Raw genomic sequence first — 16,803 nt, forward strand, 5'->3', positions numbered from 1 at the left:
ATGGCGAACTGGCGGCGCACAAATGCCGAAGGTATTAGTCATGGATAGCAATTCGCAAAGCAGCGTACCTTTTCTATTTAACTTGGGCAATCTTCAAGATTCACCTGTCACTCAATAACTTTGAGGATTCCCTGTTTCAAATGCGTTCGCACTCCCACCCCTTCTAACCCTATAATCTGGTTAGCCACCGATCTTTCTGGGCTTTGTCTTAAATTGCCCTCTCCTCCACCCCCACGCAAAACCCCCTTCTCCCAGCGCCGCTTTTCGCGAATTTCTCTACCTGAGTGAAGTCGATGCCCTGATTGCTGCGTTGGAATATACCCGCTCCCCCATCCTGCTATTCTGCGATCGCCCGAAAACCAGCCGAGTTGTGTTGGCTGCGAGTCGCGCGACATCAACTTTGCCGAAAAGATACAGCGTGTAGACTGCACTCGTTCCAAGTCCGATTACCTACAACCCCAAACTCAAGCCCCAGTTAATCTGCAACTTTTGTGTGAGGCAGAGATTGACATTCGACACTCTGCTTCACGAACAACGTACAACCGATTGGTTATTTGCCTCTGAGCGACAGCAGCGGCTCAGTGAGCGATCGCTACACCACATCATTCAATAAGCCGGAGCGATCGCCAACCTACCTTTCCCCGTGCATCCTTATATGTTACGCCGGACTGGTCTGTATTACCGTGCTGCCCTGCTGTTGCAACCGTTAGGTTTAACGCTACGGCAATGTTGCTTGCTATGGAACTGGAACGGAACCACAGTGGAGTTCTCCCCCCAAGATGAGGAAGACTACCGCGCCATTGACAGAACTACGGTCGCGGCTTTTAAAGCAGCACTGGAAAAACTCAAAGCTTTTGCTGGGATTGCAGTCTATCAAAATGTTATCGATTACCTGCTGGGTGCTTTCCTGTTGTTTCCCCGCCTCCAGGGTATTCCACATAATTACTGGCTGGCTCCTGAAGGATAGAGTTGGTAAACTTTGCCGAAAAGATTAGGAAGGATTCACTCAAAGCAAACTCATCGAAACGTCAGTATAAAGCTACCGATCGCGGTCGGCTCTAGGGCTAAAAAACTGGTGGCACGATACCTGCACCACATGATCGAAACCTAAACTTTCAAGGTAAGCGCTCCAACCTGCTACACTACCATCTAGCTCCAGTGCGCCTACTGCAAGAGCTGGCTCGGCAATCCAAGGCACAATCCACACGCTATAGAAGCCAAGCTCTGTGGCATCAAAGGAGTATTCAACTGCTAGCCAGTCAGGTATAGCTTCCAAGTTAGGATTTCCGTTGGCTCTAAAACAGAGTGTCATCACTAAAACTAGGCATACTCACTATTTTAAGAAACAGTCTTGAAGGGCGGTAGCTCAGACTTTGCCGAAAATATTTCTTGTTTCTGTTCCCTATGGTGCGTAAGCGCTGCGTAAACGTTGTTATCGCTACTCATCCACACTGAGCATTAAGTCTTTTGGCGATCCGACTTAAATCTTCCTTCAATGAAACCCCGTTTCTGAGTATGCTTGGTATTGCGTCCAGTCACGCGCTCCCGCCACATAAGGAAACTAGATGGTTTCATCTGACGACGCATCAACGCGATAACATCCTTTTCCAATAACCCAAACTGAAGTTCAATCGCTTCAAACGGCGTGCGATCCTCCCATGCCATCTCAATCACTCGGTCGATAGTTTCGGGTGCTAAATCTGGCGACTTCTTCATAACACGCGCTTATCTTTCTCTACCACAATTTTAAGTTATGTAAAGACCAGACGACAATTAACAGCTATCTGCTGCCGTTCTGCTGATAGTAGCTCATACTTTGCCGAAAAGATTCAGTAGTTGCTTAATTAAATAGAAATGGCGATCGCTGAAGCATTCCCCTTTTTATGGCAAAATTACTTATCAGAATAAAACTTGCGAGAACAGTTATTCTAATAAGTAACGCTCGCGCATCAGTTATGCTCGCTAACGCCTCAGCAACACTTGCCCTAACAACACCGACTCCCCTGACCGAACACCCCGCAGCAGTGTATCTAGCAAATTTATCACTGGGATCGCGCCCGACAATGCGACAAGCCCTAGACAAGATCGCCTCCCTGCTGACCAATGGTGAATGCGATTGCTTTACCTTGGACTGGTCTAAGCTCCGCTACAAGCATACAGCCGCCCTACGCGCTGCCTTAATGGAGAAGCATTCACCCGCGACGGCTAACAAGATGCTGTGTGCCATGCGGCGGACTTTGAAAGAAGCCCTAAGACTGGAGTTGATCGACCCAGTAGACTACGCCCGCGCTGTAGACATCAAAAGCATCAAGGTAACTAAGGGGCTGCGGGGTCGCGCTCTCAGTGAGAAAGAAATTACCGCCCTGATGGAAGTCTGCATTGGCGATCGCACTCCGGCGGGTTTTAGAGACGCGGCAATGTTAGTAATCCTGCGCGGGTCGGGGCTGAGACGGCGTGAGGTAGTGAATTTGGATTTGAAGGACTTTACTCCCAGCACTGGGGCTATGCTGGTGCGGTTGGGCAAAGGAAAGAAAGACCGGACTGTATATCTACCCGAAAGCACAGTTGGGGTAGTGGAACAGTGGATCGATATTAGAGGCAAAACATCTGGTCCCCTGCTATGCCAAGTTAATAAAGCTGGAAGAGTCGTATTGCAGCGGCTCACACCACAAGCGGTACTGTTCTTATTGCAGAAACGCGCCAAGGAAGCGGGAGTAGCACCATTCTCTCCTCACGACTTCCGGCGGACTTTTGCTGGTGACTTATTAGATGCTGGGATCGATCTTGTCACCGTGCAAAAGCTGATGGGGCATTCCTCGCCAGACACCACCTCTCGGTACTGCCGCCGGAGCGAGGAAACCAAGCGCCGCGCCGTGCAGACATTGAAAATCCCTAGTGCGGACAGAAAGAAGGGGTAGCGATCGCTCGATAGAAGCGAAGATGCTCTATCTTGTTGCGCGATCGCTGTTGGGAAATAACGTTGCTAGTGGGTCATTGCGCGATTTGTTTCATGATATGGTCGAGTCTGGCATTAGCCTTATCGAGCATTTTGTTTGCATGTACAACCATTTGTGAGCTGCGAATGCTAGAGATAGCTCCGGCAGCAGTGGTGATAACTCCTGGTGAGTTATCACCACAAACATTATGCAGACCCCTGCTAGGAAAACCAAAGCACTCAGCGTACCTAGTATCTGTGCTAGCGTAAGACTGGTTTGGGCAAGGTCAAAACTTTTGTGGGATTGTCGCAGTAGCTCGTCAACAATCTTCGAGTACTGCTCAGAGAGTGTGTCTGTGTCTTGGTTGCTGAATAAAGCTGTCATATGTTACACTCAATACTGGTTAAAAGTGGACGTAAGTTACTCGATCGCACCAGGTGCGAACTGATGCGACAACTGCTAGCGTCATGTCAGATGTGAACTGGCACAACTAAACAAATTTAAACTTTGACCACCTACATCATTCCCAAATATTTTGTAGGTGGTTAAGTTTATGTTTACATCTTAGCCGTTTTTTTAATAATTGAAAAGGGTGTGAAAAAGCTATTTTCGGCAATTTTTGAATGTCAAAACCAACTTTTTTAAACCTATATTTTTTAGTTTCATTCAGTTCACTAATGATCGATATAAATCGATTCATAATCATCAAATCTGTTTATGAAAGTAACCCTTTCATGTGAATTAGGTTGTGTAGAATTTTGAGTAATTTGTATAGTCAGAGGATTAGCTTTGTATGTCTCATTTCATCTTTGCAATTCGGAATTAAGACAGTAATCAATTAAGATAAGCGTAGTGGTGAGTCAACATCTGAGGCACATTTTCTAGTTTCCACCGTGCACCAGAGATCTTCACCCGCCGATCGATTTACCTAATCGCTGACATTCCGCCACCGTTTGGCTTCTTTCACCCTTCCCTGCCACAACCAAGCTTCCGCTTGTTTCAGCCGATTGACAGAACCACCTACCTTACAGAGGCTTTCCACCAAACGAAACCAATCACTCTCCCGAATGTATGCGAATAGAAACTAGGACACATTCAAAGCAATATGTCCGTAATTAGAGCTGGGAGCTTTCTGGCTATATAAAACCCTGTTACCTAACTATGGCTTAAGAGCTTGTAGTTGTTGCATTCAAAATAGATTCGAGATCGCTCGGTATTACTAGATTTGTAAAATACCACTCAGCTAGATGGAGCGCCTCAGCATACGTATATACGTAGCATTTTTTGTTTCTTTTAGAAATATCTCTATTGAAAAGAGTTTTATATCTATCATTTGCTATGCAAGCCATCAGCTCTTGATCTCTACGAGGAACCTTGCAATGACGAAGAAACTCGCAGGCTTCTTGTCTTATTAGAATAACCCTATGAGCTATAAGCGTATCAAAGGATAGCTTTGGTGCATTATTTTTGATCTCGCTAGGGCTTGCAATTTCAGGGGGATTTGGTTTTTTTCCGTTTGGAGGCGGAAAATTCGAGTCCATTTGAATTGATTGCCTTAAGGCAGTTATCAGCAGTCGCTTCAGTTCTAAATCCTCACTCCCTAACCGCTGAATATGCCAAACAGCATTTCTGAAGTGATTTACAGGGTCAATGGGTTTTCTAGACATGGAAAATAATAGTGCAGTGGTGTAGCAAGTAGGATTATTTGTATTTGTCAAATCATTCTAAACCGATTTGGATCGATCTAAATCTTTTTGTACGCATTCTTTTTAGTTTCCAATTTCTAGAATTCCTGTACTAGTCGAGAAACGGAGAAAGCTACTAGCGGTGGTAACAGACTAGAGCGAACAAAACTGACCGCACTGCCGCCTCAGAAAACGGAGCAACAGCAAAGTGCCTCGCGATGTGGGTTCATCCAAGGCAATTGGTCTAGCGGTTAAGCAGGTGAAAGACACACAGCGCTACACCCTACTGGCACAGCGGTTAGTTAGTTTGGAGTAGTTCATAGTGACTCAAACAGAGCGGTAAATCCTTCAAGATTTTGGCAATCATCTTGAAAGGCTTCGGCATCCCCGACATCCTCAATTTTGTATTCCATGAAGCGCTTGCCATCCGGCATTCTTTTAGAGGAAGTACAAGTGCCTGGGTACTTATCTGCCATAGCTAAAAAGTCAGCACTCAGGCGTTTCCAAGCGTCAGATGAACAGGTGATGGTTACAAGCCACATATTTTCGTCACAATCAAAGTGTTTTCCTGTTAGTATTGTCCGCTATCGGTCGAGATCGTCGTTCGGCATCGATCGCCCCTAAATTCACCTTTCCACTTCCCGTCCAACATCCTCAATCCCATATTCCCGCTCGATCAACCGCAAAACCTTATCCTCCAACGGCGTGAGATAAGTCTGTTTTTCCAAGTGTTCCAGTACTATGTCAGCTACAAGAGTTGGGATATAGCTTCGCTACCTTTATGCTTGGAAAAAGGCACTGGGATATCTAACGGTTGCAGAATAGGAGTATCGGCTAAGATACCCAACAGACACTAGACAACGTTATGAAACTCCGTTCTATTGAAACTACTCCCAGTCCTAACTGCATTAAACTTAATCTAGATGAACCGCTCGGTGCTAAACCGCTAACGGTGTCAGATACTACAGACATTAGTAGTGCGCCTAAAATCGCTCAGCAGTTGTTTGGTATTGAAGGCGTTCGGGAAGTTTTTTTAGTAAATGATTTTATTACCCTGACACGAAAAAGTCATGCTGAGTGGCAAGCAATTCTAGCCGAAGCTGCTCGTTTAATCGATCTATCTCAAGCAGGGGACTTAAATCTCGCATCTTTTCAAGGAATTTCTTCCCAGTCCAGTTCAAAAAGCTCAGCATCTAACAATCAAAGTCAAAATTTTGGGCAAGTCGAAGTTACTATTCAAGCTTTTCGCGGTATTCCCGTGCAGGTAAAGGCAACCGCTACTGATGGACAGCAAACACGGGTGTCCCTACCAGATAGATTCAACCAAGCTTTGCAGCGTGTCATCAATGCAACAGAAGCAAACTACATAGGCGAGCGTCGCTGGCAACCTTATCAATCTCAGTTTGGCAATCCTGATGAGGTAGCACAAATGGTTGCTGAAGAGATCGCAAGTTTGATTGATGAGAATGAATTGGCTCGGATTGAAGCGGCTGCGATCGAGAGCGGAGAAATCGCTACCATCGAGCGTCCCTCACAACAGGCTTTACTAGCTGAACTTAGCCATCCCGATTGGAAATATCGACTCAAAGCACTCCAGCAAATCGAGGTGAATTCTGAAACTTTCTCTGCCGCGATCGCCCTTCTTGAAGACGAGCATAGCACCATTCGCCGTTGGGCTGCTGCAATCTTGGGTGGCAGCGGCATGAAACAAGCAGTCAATCCTCTGTGTCGCGTAGTCGTCTCTGACCGTTCGGCAATTGTACGGAGAACGGCAGGAGATGCCCTGAGCGATTTAGGCGATGCGGGAGCGATCGCTACCATGTGTCAAGCGTTAACAGACTCCTCTCCCCTAGTCCGCTGGAGAGCCGCCCGTTTTCTCAATGAGAGCGGTGATTCCTCTGCGGTAGAATTCCTACGTCAAGCAGCTGTTGGCGAAACAGAATTTGACGTTCGCATAGAGATGTTAGCTGCCCTCGAACGCATTGAAGGCGGTCGCCAAACTCAACTACCGATGTGGATGCGAATTGCTGGCGGTGACAAGTAACATAGCGATCGCCCCTTCAACTTCCCACTTCTGGCTCGACATCCTCAACCCCATATTCCCGCTCGATTACTTGCAAAATCTTCTCCTCCAACGGCGTGAGATAAGTTTGCTTTCCCATATGCTCCAACATGGCATATGCAGCGCGATCGCGAAATCCAGGGACTTCCCTGACTCTCCTAATCCGTTGCAAAATCTGTGGTAACTGGCGATGGGCTTCGGGAGAATCAATTTTATTCAAGTTTTCTGGCTTCACGGTAAGAGTCGTGTCGTGTACTTCAACAATGATGGTAAAGTCCCTTGGCTCAGTAGCGATCACCCAACAACCGTTATATTTCTTTTCTTTACCTTCCAGCCTTACTAAGGTGAATACATCACCCACTTGGCAGTAGCCTTTGGCAAGCGCCAGGGGTTTTTCTTTGAGCTGCTCGACAATTCCTTTGACAATCCGGCCAGATGGGACTTTACCGCTAGATGCTTCTACTGCTTGTTGCCAAACTTCACGTTGCTCGTCCGGCTCTAGAGCGATCAAAGATCTAACTTGACGCTCGCTGGTAGGTAAAATTTGGGAACCAATGGTTCCCATTTGTAGATTTTCCACCACTTGAGAACCAGCAATCAGGTAGTTGACGTGACGGCGAGTAAATCCAAACCTGTCTTGGCAGTATGCTTCAAAAGTCTTGTGGGTACTGCGATACAACCGCCGCTCCCGTAATTCTGCCAATGCTTTACCCGCCTCACAGAATGCCCTTTCTACACGTAACTCTAGACGATGGCGATCGCGCTCCTCATCCTCATCCAGTTCTGACAACACTTCTACCTGAACCGATTCAGCCTTGGTCAAACTCGATTCGTCGTATGGTTCTGGGTCGGGTTCGCGGACGCGATGATGATTTGTAGGCATAGCCCGCTCTCCACGCTTGACAGTTAGGGTTGAGTTGTCTGTCACCATATCTAAAATATCCGCAACGCTGTCGTTACTTAATAAGACTGCTGAGATAGAGGACGCGGTGGAGGGCAATTGTGGCAAGTCTGGGGTCAAGGCAGTTTCCAAGTGCAGATCGCCGTTGCCTAATAACTGGGTCGCCGCTCTTAATTCCAATGGGTCTGTCCACCCCTTCGGCAACCCGAAAGCCACCTCTAAAAATTCGGGATTGGCTACTTGATTTCTCCTCAGCAATCCCAACTGCTTGCACTTGCCCTCGAACTTGCTCGTGCCAGGGGGTCGGCTGTTGCTCGAATTGTTGGACAGCGCCCCTGGACGTGGCAACCAACAATAACCGAGTGCCAATCCAGGGCGTTTTAAAGTAGGCGCTGGAAACACAAATCCATTCCGCATCGTACCCGATGGTGTCAATGGTTCGGAGCAAGTGTCTGTAATATGACCCTGGTGGTTCCCCCGGTCTAATGGGACAGGTGAGCAATCCTGGGACGTTTTCGATAACTGCAAACGAGGGTTGGAGGATGGCGATCGCATCCATGACTGCTGGAATGCAATCTCTGGGATCGTCTGCTCCCAATCTTTTTCCTTCAACAGAGAATGGTGGACAGGGGGGTGAAGCTGAGATGAGACTTGGCAATTGTCCCCTCCACGATTCCCAATGACTTCGCTCCTTAACATCGTGGAAGATGGGGATGCAAGGGAAGCGTTGGAGCAGGATGTCTCTGATGTATCCATGCTCTGGGTCGGCGATGAGGTCGCACAGTCCGACGAGGTTAAATCTTCTGGTGACGATTCCTGCTGCGGGAAAGCCAGCGCCGATTCCCGAACAGAGATCGAGTTGGGTAAGGAGCATTCAATTACATCAAAATAGTCGCGGTGAAATAGGCTGTTGTCTGTCGTGCGTACCCAATTAAGATCTACCCTGTCTATCTCAAACTCCATTCCAGCACAAGCAAAGTGCAAGTCATTAATGCGGATGCAATCGCCTACTTGGGGGATCGGGAGTGGGGAGTGGCGAGTAGGGAGTGGTGAGTGATGACTTTGGGTAATAGGTAATGGGTTTGCGTTTCCCCTAGAACTTGTCATGATACGCCTTCTCCTCGCACTCGTCCTCTAGTTCCTTCTCTGCCTCCTCTAGCTTTTTGGGGTCTGCACTGCAAGCTAATTCATGTCGTTTGTTAGCAACGAGTTCCTCATCTGGAGTGCGATCGCATCTTCTAAGACTCATTCCCCTCGAAGCATCTTGAACGCGACTTTGAATTGTTTTGAAATGGCTCTCTACCGTGCGCTGCCAGTCTTCTCGGCTTCTTTTGTCTAGTTCCGTGCAAATTCCCACCGTGAAACGCTGGTCGTAGTTGGGGTCGCCCCTATAGTCCGAACCCGCATAGCACCTTGGGTTTTGGCAAGCCACAGGTTTATCGCGGCATTGGTCGTAGTTTGGGATCGCTAGCCGCACTAGATTTAGCCCTACCAGCCCAGTGTCTCGACAGCAAAAGCATCTCCATTTGGGAACCCATATTTCCTTGTCTGTTGGGTTTTCCAGTTCGGGGCGGATGGGTTCGCGGGGCAGTTGGGGAATATTCATAGACACACCCCCTCAAATGCATTAGTTGCCATTGCCCAGTCATAAAAGGCTTTACGCTGCTCTCGCTCCGCTTCGTCTTCTTGTACCCACTCATAGCCGCGATTAAACGCCTCCCAAATCCACTCACTAAAACGCTTATTATTGCGCCAATCATGGCTAGTCGCGATCGCCTTCTTCTTCGCGGCGCGTCCGGCGGCGGAACTTAAAAATCTTTGATGCCAATTCCTAATGTCCTCCTCACGGGCAAGGAAGCGTTCTAGGCTGACAATCTCCTCCCCCGATTCTCCATTCCTGGCTGTCAGCTTTTTCCATTCATCTCTAACAAACTTTTCAAAATTCTCTCTCTCGCTGTCTGAGAGAGTCTGAATAAAGTTTGAATAAGTCTTATTAGTCTGAGACGAGTTGGAAGCCTTTTCTGGCAAAGGTTCTGGCTGCCGATCGTTTCCTATAGGAAACTCTGGTTTCTTATAGGAAACTTCGGTTTCCTCTGGGAAATCTTGGTTTCCTATAGGAAACGCTGGTTCACTTTGGGAAACGTTGTTTCCTATAGGAAACGATGCGACATCGGACGTATCTGCCTTGATCCGAATTTTGACTCGTGTTAACTCTACGTGGATAAAACCTTTTGCATCTAAACTCTTGATAGCCTTTGAAACTGCTCCCTTAGATAGACCCAACTCCTCAGCTACCGCAGTGACGCTATACTCCAAGTTGCGATCGCCAAACGGATCTAAGGTTCGCACGTAGAGAAAAACCTTAATCTCTACTCCAGTTAAGTCTTTTAAGTCAAGCACTTCTTCATGGGTTAGGGGGTAGAACAGAGGCTTTTTGGTAGCTTTTTGCTCAGATGCCATTACTTCTTAACCTCCTCACCTGTAACTTTGACTGCAAAACCCAGAACCGCTGCCTCAATATCTGCCAGTGCTAAGAGCGCACTAGCAGTTCCAAACAAGTGCAATCGTTTTTGGTGTTGTGGATAAAAACCTGAGTAAACCAGTATTTGACCTAAAGCCGCTTTCCAGTCTTTGACAGCCTTAACTTCAATAATTTCGGTGTCGGTAAGCAAGTCAATTCTTCCGGCAGGAGTAACAACTTCTACTAATCCACCTAATTCCGCATGAAGGCAATCGCGAATTGATTTTTCTATCGTGTTGACACTACGAACTTTGACCCATTCAGGCAGTAGCTCTATCTCTTGGAACTTAGCTATGGCTCGATAATATGTTGCTTTGCTCATGTCGCATTCAGACATGGCTGTAAGGGTATCCAAATCTTGATAGCGATCGCCCCAAGAATCCAACTTAGTTAGATACGCCCACAGCTTCCATTCTGCGGCAGTCAATTTTGCATCCATCAGCTTGTCCAATACACCGTGGGTTAGGAGGTAAAATTGCTCATCAACGCTCATGCCTAAACCTCCCCCATCTCTACCTTTTGGCTGACAGATTTGCAGCCGGAGGCGGCTATATTTGTGCAGTCCTTTGAAAATCGTTTCAATCGTGGTAGTATTCCCATAGACTTTTTTAGTTGATGAAGCCCCGCGTCCGTGACATTGGAACGGGGTGAATTTTTTAACTAGCCTCAACCCAATCCAAATATTTCCTGATACGATCGGAACATCTAGCCAGTCAGCTTTTTTGGGTTGCCTTATGACAATAGCAGTAATCACATGCGGCAACTAGGGGGTTTATGCAAAGTTTTGTGAAACAGGAAATTGAGGCACATCAGAAGTTATTTGGCGAAATGCTAGTCCGGTTTGGCATAAATGCGAAGGAGCTAGCGGAAGCAGCGGGTGTGTCTGAGATGATGGTTTCCCGCTTTCGCAATGGCAAGGTAGATTTAGGCTCGGCAAGACTGCTGGCTTTGTTGGCGAATGTCCCAGATGAAGCTAGTGAGTGGTATTTATCGCAGATAATCGGAGTAAAACCGAAAGCGAGTTTGCGATCGCAATTTCTTGCTGCTTCTTCCCGGGAAAAAGCCGAAGTTTTGAACCTGGTGGCTGACTGGATTGAAAGCGGCGATTCCCGTGTATTTACCGAATCAGAGCAAGTTCCAGAGGCAGTATGATAAATGGCTACTTTACGACTGCCGAAGAAAAAGACTGTGACAGAGCAAAAGAACAGTATTGAAAACAACAGGCTAAAGAACAATATTGAAGAAAACAGGCTTTTTAGGCAGTGCGATCGCTTATCGGTTGAAAAGAAGGCTCAATTAATTAAGCGGTTACTGTCCGATAGAAGCATCCAGGTGATGTTTAGTAGCTCTCAAACGCACGTTAACACTGTTTGTCCGCTGACTCTTGCGGACAGAAAGCAGATAGCAGGAATTGTAAGAGCGATCGCTAATCAGATGGAGAATCGATAATCTCTTTCCTGTAATGTTCCCCTCTCGATTGCTGCAATAGCACGCTACTCAAGCTATCGAATTGGTAGCGGATGCAGCTCTACCGTAAGGGGGGAAGCAAATATATTTCTTTCTATTGATTCTGTAACCATGCAGTTAGATCGGCAGCATTGTTAAAGTCCAGTAGGGCAACTCCCAATTCTTCAAGTTGGGGAGTGGTTAAATTTTGAACCTGAAGTTGTAAATCTAGAGTGAGTGTGCCAATTCGTCTATTCAATAAACGTAGAGTATACAGCAAGGCTTCTTCTCGCCTTCCCTCTTGAATAATTTCTTGATACATTGGTGCTTCTCTCATCACATCCTCCCTCAAGAATTGACGAATCGTACCGTTATCAAACCGTAAACTTGCCAATATTCCCGTACAGGCTGAAATATTACTTCTTTGCTCCCTCTCCTCAATCATATCCAACTGAGATGCAACTTGTTCCAGTAGAGCATTAGGGGAATTTGATTGGGCTAAGACTGCTAAGGGCAGTAGCGCGGGGTTTGCTAGCAGAGGAGCTGGATCTTGTTCCCACAATCGAATCGCTCGATATTGGTGGATAGTGTTTGTATCTACAAACTGTTCTGTGTATGCTGCTGCTGAGCTAGTGCGTTTAAGAAAGATGACAAACTGATCGACTGGACAATTGTACTGACGATATAACCTAACAAAGTAATCCAACATTCTCAATGGCAATGGTGGATTAGAAATAGCTTCTACTTGAAATTCTACGTGTAAAATTCGATTCTGAGTTCGCAATAAAGCAACGAAATCAGCGCGAATTGGTTCGATACTCAACTCAGATTTGAGAATGTTAGCATCAGTTGTAGTTCCACCTAAAATCCAATTAACAAAGCTTTCAGGATATTGTTCTGACAGATATTTACAGATATTATCGACTGACATGTAAAACAAGAGATAACCACTAAAGCTCAAGCTTTATTCACAATATTATCTCAAAATATCGCAAATCTTTATTAGTAAATTTGGTATCCTATCTGTTTTTGATTAAGTCGTTTAATTTCATTATTTAAAGTAGAAGTTGTATTTATTTTGCTAATATAAATAAACTTACCCAACACAGGATAAGAGATTGTTTGCTACTCTAAAGTTCGCTCAACTTTCTAACATTGGATCGTAGGATACAACCTTTTCTTGTTCGTCTGGATCGTTGCGAGCAGCTAGCGCGTAAACGGGTTCTGTTGCACTCAGATTACGCGGTTGATGGGGAACACCTGGGGGAGTAAAAACGAAATCCCCAGCTTCGCACACCTTGCAGTGCTGAAGTCCCTGCCCGTAACAGACTTCGACTCGACCCTTGAGGAGATAAATTGCCGTTTCATGCTCTGGGTGAAAATGTGGCTCGGCAATTCCACCAGGAGGAATAATTACGAGATTCATTGAAATCCCCTTCGCCCCTGTTGTGTTTGCGGAAATGCCAACAAAATGGGACAACCGTTCACCAGTTAGTGTTACTGCATCAGGGCGCACAATAACAACCTCGGTTGGCTTTTGCTCTAAGGGTTCGCGGGTGTCAAGAGGATTAGCAGGCGTATTTTCTATCATGGGGTGTTCTCCTTAGAGATGATTTGAAATCGGTACAACTGTGTCTCTCAATTGTGTGAGGAATGGGTTGAAAGAATAGCGATCGCTCTACCATATCGATCTCTACGATGAGTGGACGATCGTTATGCAAATTAGCTCTTAGCTCATAGCAAAAATGGCATAAGCCTTGTCTCCTGCGTAAGTCTCGGCAGTCACACCACTTTTCAACGAATCTGCGCTGGAGCGAGAGGCGAGCTGAGCAATATCTTGAGGGCGATCGCAATCCGTTTAAGCTTCCCTGGTTTGAAGACGCAGGGAAGCTTAACTATGCGGAACTAACGGGTTTAGTTGAGCATCCTAACTTAACGAGGCGCTAGTGTACTAGCTGCGTCAGCTTTATACCTGTTGTTGATATAGAAGGTTTCTAAGATGTCTGTCACCAAGCGAGAATCAGGAAGTGATATTGTTTTTGAAGCGCTCAACGGTAGTGTAGTAGCGTTCTGCACTCAAGGAGTGTGTTATGTAAGTCCTGTTTGTACGTCAGGAATCAAGAGTAGCATTCTAATTCAGATGCCAGAGAACGCGGCATTAGAAGAATCACCTACACAAGTTGAATTTTTGGAATTACTAGCTCAGAAGTCAAAATAAGATCTTGAGTCAGCAAGAATAGCGCCATCGCTACTCTTGCTGAAGATCTACTCAAGGACTAGTAAGCTGAAACCTTTGAGCAGCATAGCGATGACAGCCAAATTTATTGACTTAGCTCATCTGCCTGTACGGGTGTTTGTCTCTCTGTCGCGCGGGATTCTCTGTGCAAGTCAGCTCGTGCTGAAAAACCTTGCTGAACAAGCTTCTTCAGCACGAGTTGGAGTAACTCAACTGGGGTAAAGTGCCGATTCTAATAGAAGATCAGCACTTTTTCTAGTTACCTTGCCCCTAGTAACAGCTTCTGTCTCACGACCCCTACTCGTGCCAGCAGACAAGTTCCAAATCTGACTTCTGGAAGAGGAGAAGATTGGGTTAGTTTGTCAACGTGTATACAAAGCTCTAATTATCCCCATTCATGGCAATCAGCTATTGATTGGTGGTGACTGAGCGTTGCGACTAAATACTTGTAAAGAGGAATTTCGCTTGTGGATGCAACAGACAAGCAAATTTATTCGCTAGTCGAGCAATGGTGTGCTGCTAGGGATCGATCTAGTGTCAGTGAAGCGCTTCGTCAGATTGCACTCGTCGCTAATTGCTTACCACAGATGCCGAAACAGTTAACCGAGGAGCAACAAAGGTGCGTGCTGCGGTGGCTGGAGTCAAACCATCCTAATGCTTATCTGTGGGCGATTAGTCAACGCTGTGTTGGTCATCCGGCAACGGTCTGGAGTCTGGATGCATCTCAAAAGGTAGCTTTCGCTCTGCGCAAGTCAGAGCTTAGAGTTTGAGCGGAGCCGCCGTAAAACCCTGCTCCTTTTCAGACAGGGTATCACGGCGGGCAAAAAGACGGGGGATTCAATTGGGTAAGGAGAAGAAAAATTTGGCATTGAATCGTAAGCAAACAGCTATGACTTTGAGCCTATGTCTGTTGCTAAAGGAAACTGGTAAGAGTATTCGTCTTAACTAAGTAAGTAGTGATTTAGTGCTAGTCTAGTACTCTTGTTACAATGACTCAAACACCAGACGAGCGACCAATTCATTTATCGGTGCATGAAACTTCTGACCCAAGTTTAATTAGCCCCAACCCGAACGCCGAAGCTTCTGGAGCAGATCTCAACGACTTGAATGACTCGGTTGATGATGATGAAAATGTTGATGTACCTACTCCAGAGTCATCGAATGCGACTGGCAGAGAGGAGCCTCTAGAGAACCAGATAACAATCGCCAATTTAAGTGCTGGGTGAGTTTGGGAAGCTCGTCCCTTTGTAGGTCAATATTTCTATCAGTACAAAAGAGTGTAAGCTAACTACGGAGGGCGGTCTAAGTTAAAAAGTTTGTCAGGTAACATTTTTTCCCAGAAAAGCGATCGCACTCCTTCTACACTCTTGTACTACGATTCACTCCGATCTCGAAGTCATAACCATTCGCGCCATTGGTCGGGAATTCACTGTATAGATAGTTACAATTATTCTTGACCGCGAAGGATAATGTTGGTGACACCGATCGTCAGGGTTAGATGTTCGTCAGACTCACTCGGTCTGACGAACAAATACTTTTTTAGCTGAGGTTGTTGTCTTTTGAACTTGAGTAAAAAGTAATTCTGCACTCAAACAGCAATGATGAATGACAGTATAGTAAGTCAAGCCCAAGCTTGGGGGTTTATCTGCGACTTAAGTATTCCAAGTAAATGGCAGATCCTTCCCCAACAAGCTGAGCAAGGATGGAGATTGCAACTAGTTGGAGACAGGTGGTTGCTGGTAGTGAACGATGTTCCTCAAATTCTTTGTCATCCGTCTGAAGTCACAGTGTTTTTAGAGCGTCATCGTCCAGCCAGGAAACGCTCGACCCTACGAAACCTTCTACTTAATTAATTCCTTCAGTGCAAAAATAGAATTATAAACCCTCTTGGGCTACACCAATTACCGCACCTCTACCACCGAAATTCGTCCCCGTCATTCCCCGATTAAAACGGCTAGCTGCGGCTCTGAGCGTAATATTAGGTAGCGGCACGTCACCCACTTGCAGTATTATATTTGCATTGTCGGGGTTGAGGTAAAAGTTAGTCAAAGCATTCACTTCCCGACGCACCGCTGCCGCTTTCTTGACATAGATAAATACTGGACGCGAGAGGGGTTGGTAGCTACCATCTGCAATGATTTTAGGGCTAGGCTGGATGCAACCGTAACCGCTATCGATTCCGACTAACTTCAACTTCTCCTGATTTTTTAAGTAGTAGGCATAACCAAAATAACCAAGCGCATTGGGATCGGCAGCAACTCCCTGTACTAAAGCATCATCGTTGGCACTTGGCTTATAGTCAGTCCGGCTTTTCCCTTCTTGCCCCACAGTTGCTAAGGTGAAATAATCAAAAGTTCCAGATGCAGCATCGGGACCGTAAAGCTGTAACGGTCGGTCTGGAAAACTCCCCCGAACTTGGTTCCAATTTGTTATTTTTCCTTCAGCCGCAGGTTCCCACATCTGTCTTAATTCTCTAGTTTTGAGGCAACTGACAAAATTATTTTGAGAGTTAACTACGACTGCTAAACCATCAAAGGCGATCGGCAATTCTGTATATTCAATCTGATTTTGCTGACACAACTTCATCTCTTGGGTATTGATAGGACGAGAAGCACCAGTAATATCTGTTTCTCCAGCACAGAATTTTTTAAAACCGCCACCAGTACCAGACACCCCTACATTGACTTTTACATCTGGATTATTCTTTGTAAAAGCTGTTGCCATTGCTTGAGAGATGGGAAATACCGTACTCGAACCATCTACAATCACTCTACCTGATAATTGATTTGTGCTGACATTTTTTTGAGCTACGTTCAAAGCTTGAGGAAAATCCACAGCCATATCATTTGCTTGATTATTCGTACAACCGATCGATCCCAATAACAAACTCACGAGACCCACAGATACCAGTTTAGATTGCTGCCACATAATCTTTACACTTCCAAAAAATTGTGTAAGCGAGTAGCCACGATTGGCGATCGCAACTAACAAATGACTAATGACCAATGACCAATGA

25 protein-coding genes and 2 pseudogenes are annotated in these 16,803 nt (G+C 46.0%); 12 read left to right on the plus strand and 15 right to left on the minus strand.

Features of this window, described 5'->3' with window-relative positions; all coding sequences use genetic code 11:
• A pseudogene (locus N4J56_RS41630) lies at positions 1-118 on the plus strand (prohibitin family protein); the annotation flags it as partial.
• On the opposite strand, the gene N4J56_RS36665 reads toward N4J56_RS41630, so the two are convergent.
• Complete coding sequence (locus tag N4J56_RS36665; RefSeq protein WP_317111768.1) at positions 108-431, minus strand: hypothetical protein; 324 nt, start codon at positions 429-431, stop codon at positions 108-110. The pseudogene N4J56_RS41630 and the gene N4J56_RS36665 overlap by 11 nt on opposite strands.
• 224 nt (positions 432-655) lie before the next feature.
• Between N4J56_RS36665 and N4J56_RS36670 the strand changes: the two genes are divergently transcribed.
• On the plus strand, positions 656-967 hold the full coding sequence (locus N4J56_RS36670) for a hypothetical protein (protein ID WP_317111769.1): 312 nt from the start codon (positions 656-658) through the stop codon (positions 965-967).
• Between the two features lie 72 nt (positions 968-1,039).
• Here N4J56_RS36670 and N4J56_RS36675 read toward each other — a convergent pair whose 3' ends face one another.
• Together N4J56_RS36675 and N4J56_RS36680 are read right to left on the minus strand one after the other, a co-directional pair.
• A complete protein-coding gene (locus N4J56_RS36675) occupies positions 1,040-1,312 on the minus strand; it encodes a hypothetical protein (protein WP_317111771.1) in 273 nt (90 codons plus the stop codon).
• 146 nt (positions 1,313-1,458) lie between these two features.
• Positions 1,459-1,716 (minus strand): TIGR03643 family protein, encoded by a 258-nt coding sequence (locus tag N4J56_RS36680; RefSeq protein ID WP_317111773.1) that lies wholly within the window; start codon positions 1,714-1,716, stop codon positions 1,459-1,461.
• A 239-nt stretch (positions 1,717-1,955) separates the two neighbouring features.
• On the opposite strand from N4J56_RS36680, the gene N4J56_RS36685 reads away from it, so the two are divergent.
• Positions 1,956-2,918: a tyrosine-type recombinase/integrase gene (locus tag N4J56_RS36685; protein WP_317111775.1), complete on the plus strand. Its 963-nt coding sequence runs from the start codon at positions 1,956-1,958 to the stop codon at positions 2,916-2,918.
• Entirely contained in the window at positions 2,896-3,075 is a 180-nt protein-coding gene (locus N4J56_RS36690; RefSeq protein WP_317111777.1) for a hypothetical protein, read from the plus strand. The genes N4J56_RS36685 and N4J56_RS36690 overlap by 23 nt, the downstream gene beginning before the upstream one ends.
• 695 nt (positions 3,076-3,770) lie before the next feature.
• Here N4J56_RS36690 and N4J56_RS36695 read toward each other — a convergent pair.
• The 3 genes and pseudogenes from N4J56_RS36695 to N4J56_RS36705 form a co-directional block, all read right to left on the minus strand.
• Positions 3,771-3,993: pseudogene (locus N4J56_RS36695) on the minus strand (ISKra4 family transposase); the annotation flags it as partial.
• A gap of 109 nt (positions 3,994-4,102) precedes the next feature.
• Positions 4,103-4,603: a hypothetical protein gene (locus N4J56_RS36700; RefSeq protein WP_317111779.1), complete on the minus strand. Its 501-nt coding sequence runs from the start codon at positions 4,601-4,603 to the stop codon at positions 4,103-4,105.
• 335 nt (positions 4,604-4,938) lie between these two features.
• A complete protein-coding gene (locus N4J56_RS36705) occupies positions 4,939-5,097 on the minus strand; it encodes a hypothetical protein (RefSeq protein ID WP_317111781.1) in 159 nt (52 codons plus the stop codon).
• A 389-nt stretch (positions 5,098-5,486) separates the two neighbouring features.
• On the opposite strand from N4J56_RS36705, the gene N4J56_RS36710 reads away from it, so the two are divergent.
• Positions 5,487-6,665: a conserved virulence factor C family protein gene (locus N4J56_RS36710; RefSeq protein WP_317111782.1), complete on the plus strand. Its 1,179-nt coding sequence runs from the start codon at positions 5,487-5,489 to the stop codon at positions 6,663-6,665.
• 16 nt (positions 6,666-6,681) lie between these two features.
• Here N4J56_RS36710 and N4J56_RS36715 read toward each other — a convergent pair whose 3' ends face one another.
• From N4J56_RS36715 to N4J56_RS36735, 5 genes are all read right to left on the minus strand, one after another.
• Positions 6,682-7,566, minus strand: coding sequence for a hypothetical protein (locus tag N4J56_RS36715; protein WP_317111783.1), 885 nt, complete (start codon positions 7,564-7,566; stop codon positions 6,682-6,684).
• A 73-nt stretch (positions 7,567-7,639) separates the two neighbouring features.
• Positions 7,640-8,458 (minus strand): DNA cytosine methyltransferase, encoded by an 819-nt coding sequence (locus tag N4J56_RS36720; RefSeq protein ID WP_317111784.1) that lies wholly within the window; start codon positions 8,456-8,458, stop codon positions 7,640-7,642.
• 219 nt (positions 8,459-8,677) lie between these two features.
• On the minus strand, positions 8,678-9,190 hold the full coding sequence (locus N4J56_RS36725; RefSeq protein WP_317111785.1) for a hypothetical protein: 513 nt from the start codon (positions 9,188-9,190) through the stop codon (positions 8,678-8,680).
• Complete coding sequence (locus N4J56_RS36730) at positions 9,187-10,044, minus strand: helix-turn-helix domain-containing protein (protein ID WP_317111787.1); 858 nt, start codon at positions 10,042-10,044, stop codon at positions 9,187-9,189. Before N4J56_RS36730 ends, N4J56_RS36725 begins: the two co-directional genes overlap by 4 nt.
• Positions 10,044-10,859 carry a hypothetical protein gene (locus N4J56_RS36735; protein WP_317111789.1) on the minus strand — a complete coding sequence of 272 codons (816 nt, stop codon included), beginning with the start codon at positions 10,857-10,859 and terminating at the stop codon, positions 10,044-10,046. Before N4J56_RS36735 ends, N4J56_RS36730 begins: the two co-directional genes overlap by 1 nt.
• A gap of 20 nt (positions 10,860-10,879) precedes the next feature.
• On the opposite strand from N4J56_RS36735, the gene N4J56_RS36740 reads away from it, so the two are divergent.
• Both N4J56_RS36740 and N4J56_RS36745 read left to right on the plus strand, forming a co-directional pair.
• Positions 10,880-11,257, plus strand: a complete 378-nt coding sequence (locus tag N4J56_RS36740) for a hypothetical protein (RefSeq protein WP_317111791.1) — start codon at positions 10,880-10,882, stop codon at positions 11,255-11,257.
• 3 nt (positions 11,258-11,260) lie between these two features.
• Positions 11,261-11,554, plus strand: coding sequence for a hypothetical protein (locus tag N4J56_RS36745; protein ID WP_317111792.1), 294 nt, complete (start codon positions 11,261-11,263; stop codon positions 11,552-11,554).
• A gap of 112 nt (positions 11,555-11,666) precedes the next feature.
• Here the strand turns inward: N4J56_RS36745 and N4J56_RS36750 are convergent, their stop codons facing one another.
• Together N4J56_RS36750 and N4J56_RS36755 are read right to left on the minus strand one after the other, a co-directional pair.
• Positions 11,667-12,482 carry a DUF4351 domain-containing protein gene (locus tag N4J56_RS36750; protein WP_317111794.1) on the minus strand — a complete coding sequence of 272 codons (816 nt, stop codon included), beginning with the start codon at positions 12,480-12,482 and terminating at the stop codon, positions 11,667-11,669.
• 210 nt (positions 12,483-12,692) lie between these two features.
• Complete coding sequence (locus N4J56_RS36755) at positions 12,693-13,142, minus strand: cupin domain-containing protein (RefSeq protein ID WP_317111795.1); 450 nt, start codon at positions 13,140-13,142, stop codon at positions 12,693-12,695.
• 408 nt (positions 13,143-13,550) lie between these two features.
• Between N4J56_RS36755 and N4J56_RS36760 the strand changes: the two genes are divergently transcribed.
• The 4 genes from N4J56_RS36760 to N4J56_RS36775 all read left to right on the plus strand — a co-directional run bounded on the left by N4J56_RS36760 (position 13,551) and on the right by N4J56_RS36775 (position 15,013).
• Positions 13,551-13,769: a hypothetical protein gene (locus N4J56_RS36760; RefSeq protein ID WP_317111796.1), complete on the plus strand. Its 219-nt coding sequence runs from the start codon at positions 13,551-13,553 to the stop codon at positions 13,767-13,769.
• 90 nt (positions 13,770-13,859) lie between these two features.
• Positions 13,860-14,009 (plus strand): hypothetical protein, encoded by a 150-nt coding sequence (locus tag N4J56_RS36765; RefSeq protein WP_317111797.1) that lies wholly within the window; start codon positions 13,860-13,862, stop codon positions 14,007-14,009.
• A 245-nt stretch (positions 14,010-14,254) separates the two neighbouring features.
• Complete coding sequence (locus tag N4J56_RS36770; RefSeq protein WP_317111799.1) at positions 14,255-14,557, plus strand: hypothetical protein; 303 nt, start codon at positions 14,255-14,257, stop codon at positions 14,555-14,557.
• Between the two features lie 219 nt (positions 14,558-14,776).
• Positions 14,777-15,013, plus strand: a complete 237-nt coding sequence (locus N4J56_RS36775) for a hypothetical protein (protein ID WP_317111800.1) — start codon at positions 14,777-14,779, stop codon at positions 15,011-15,013.
• Between the two features lie 221 nt (positions 15,014-15,234).
• Here the strand turns inward: N4J56_RS36775 and N4J56_RS36780 are convergent, their stop codons facing one another.
• Entirely contained in the window at positions 15,235-15,375 is a 141-nt protein-coding gene (locus tag N4J56_RS36780; RefSeq protein WP_317111801.1) for a hypothetical protein, read from the minus strand.
• A 10-nt stretch (positions 15,376-15,385) separates the two neighbouring features.
• On the opposite strand from N4J56_RS36780, the gene N4J56_RS36785 reads away from it, so the two are divergent.
• Positions 15,386-15,640, plus strand: a complete 255-nt coding sequence (locus tag N4J56_RS36785; RefSeq protein WP_317111802.1) for a hypothetical protein — start codon at positions 15,386-15,388, stop codon at positions 15,638-15,640.
• 22 nt (positions 15,641-15,662) lie between these two features.
• On the opposite strand, the gene N4J56_RS36790 is transcribed toward N4J56_RS36785, so the two are convergent.
• Complete coding sequence (locus N4J56_RS36790) at positions 15,663-16,715, minus strand: PstS family phosphate ABC transporter substrate-binding protein (RefSeq protein ID WP_317111803.1); 1,053 nt, start codon at positions 16,713-16,715, stop codon at positions 15,663-15,665.
• Positions 16,716-16,803: the final 88 nt, after the last annotated feature.

The sequence above is a fragment of the Chroococcidiopsis sp. SAG 2025 genome (assembly GCF_032860985.1).
Lineage (GTDB): Bacteria > Cyanobacteriota > Cyanobacteriia > Cyanobacteriales > Chroococcidiopsidaceae > Chroococcidiopsis.

What these genes read in the sequence shown, in the direction of transcription:
- N4J56_RS36670 (WP_317111769.1), top strand. Translation starts at nt 656, where the DNA reads ATGTTACGCCGGACTGGTCTGTATTACCGTGCTGCCCTGCTGTTGCAA.
- N4J56_RS36675 (WP_317111771.1), bottom strand. Translation starts at nt 1,312, where the DNA reads ATGACACTCTGTTTTAGAGCCAACGGAAATCCTAACTTGGAAGCTATA.
- N4J56_RS36680 (WP_317111773.1), bottom strand. Translation starts at nt 1,716, where the DNA reads ATGAAGAAGTCGCCAGATTTAGCACCCGAAACTATCGACCGAGTGATT.
- N4J56_RS36685 (WP_317111775.1), top strand. Translation starts at nt 1,956, where the DNA reads ATGCTCGCTAACGCCTCAGCAACACTTGCCCTAACAACACCGACTCCC.
- N4J56_RS36700 (WP_317111779.1), bottom strand. Translation starts at nt 4,603, where the DNA reads ATGTCTAGAAAACCCATTGACCCTGTAAATCACTTCAGAAATGCTGTT.
- N4J56_RS36705 (WP_317111781.1), bottom strand. Translation starts at nt 5,097, where the DNA reads ATGGCAGATAAGTACCCAGGCACTTGTACTTCCTCTAAAAGAATGCCG.
- N4J56_RS36710 (WP_317111782.1), top strand. Translation starts at nt 5,487, where the DNA reads ATGAAACTCCGTTCTATTGAAACTACTCCCAGTCCTAACTGCATTAAA.
- N4J56_RS36715 (WP_317111783.1), bottom strand. Translation starts at nt 7,566, where the DNA reads ATGCCTACAAATCATCATCGCGTCCGCGAACCCGACCCAGAACCATAC.
- N4J56_RS36720 (WP_317111784.1), bottom strand. Translation starts at nt 8,458, where the DNA reads ATGCTCCTTACCCAACTCGATCTCTGTTCGGGAATCGGCGCTGGCTTT.
- N4J56_RS36725 (WP_317111785.1), bottom strand. Translation starts at nt 9,190, where the DNA reads ATGAATATTCCCCAACTGCCCCGCGAACCCATCCGCCCCGAACTGGAA.
- N4J56_RS36730 (WP_317111787.1), bottom strand. Translation starts at nt 10,044, where the DNA reads ATGGCATCTGAGCAAAAAGCTACCAAAAAGCCTCTGTTCTACCCCCTA.
- N4J56_RS36740 (WP_317111791.1), top strand. Translation starts at nt 10,880, where the DNA reads ATGCAAAGTTTTGTGAAACAGGAAATTGAGGCACATCAGAAGTTATTT.
- N4J56_RS36745 (WP_317111792.1), top strand. Translation starts at nt 11,261, where the DNA reads ATGGCTACTTTACGACTGCCGAAGAAAAAGACTGTGACAGAGCAAAAG.
- N4J56_RS36750 (WP_317111794.1), bottom strand. Translation starts at nt 12,482, where the DNA reads ATGTCAGTCGATAATATCTGTAAATATCTGTCAGAACAATATCCTGAA.
- N4J56_RS36755 (WP_317111795.1), bottom strand. Translation starts at nt 13,142, where the DNA reads ATGATAGAAAATACGCCTGCTAATCCTCTTGACACCCGCGAACCCTTA.
- N4J56_RS36760 (WP_317111796.1), top strand. Translation starts at nt 13,551, where the DNA reads ATGTCTGTCACCAAGCGAGAATCAGGAAGTGATATTGTTTTTGAAGCG.
- N4J56_RS36765 (WP_317111797.1), top strand. Translation starts at nt 13,860, where the DNA reads ATGACAGCCAAATTTATTGACTTAGCTCATCTGCCTGTACGGGTGTTT.
- N4J56_RS36775 (WP_317111800.1), top strand. Translation starts at nt 14,777, where the DNA reads ATGACTCAAACACCAGACGAGCGACCAATTCATTTATCGGTGCATGAA.
- N4J56_RS36785 (WP_317111802.1), top strand. Translation starts at nt 15,386, where the DNA reads ATGATGAATGACAGTATAGTAAGTCAAGCCCAAGCTTGGGGGTTTATC.
- N4J56_RS36790 (WP_317111803.1), bottom strand. Translation starts at nt 16,715, where the DNA reads ATGTGGCAGCAATCTAAACTGGTATCTGTGGGTCTCGTGAGTTTGTTA.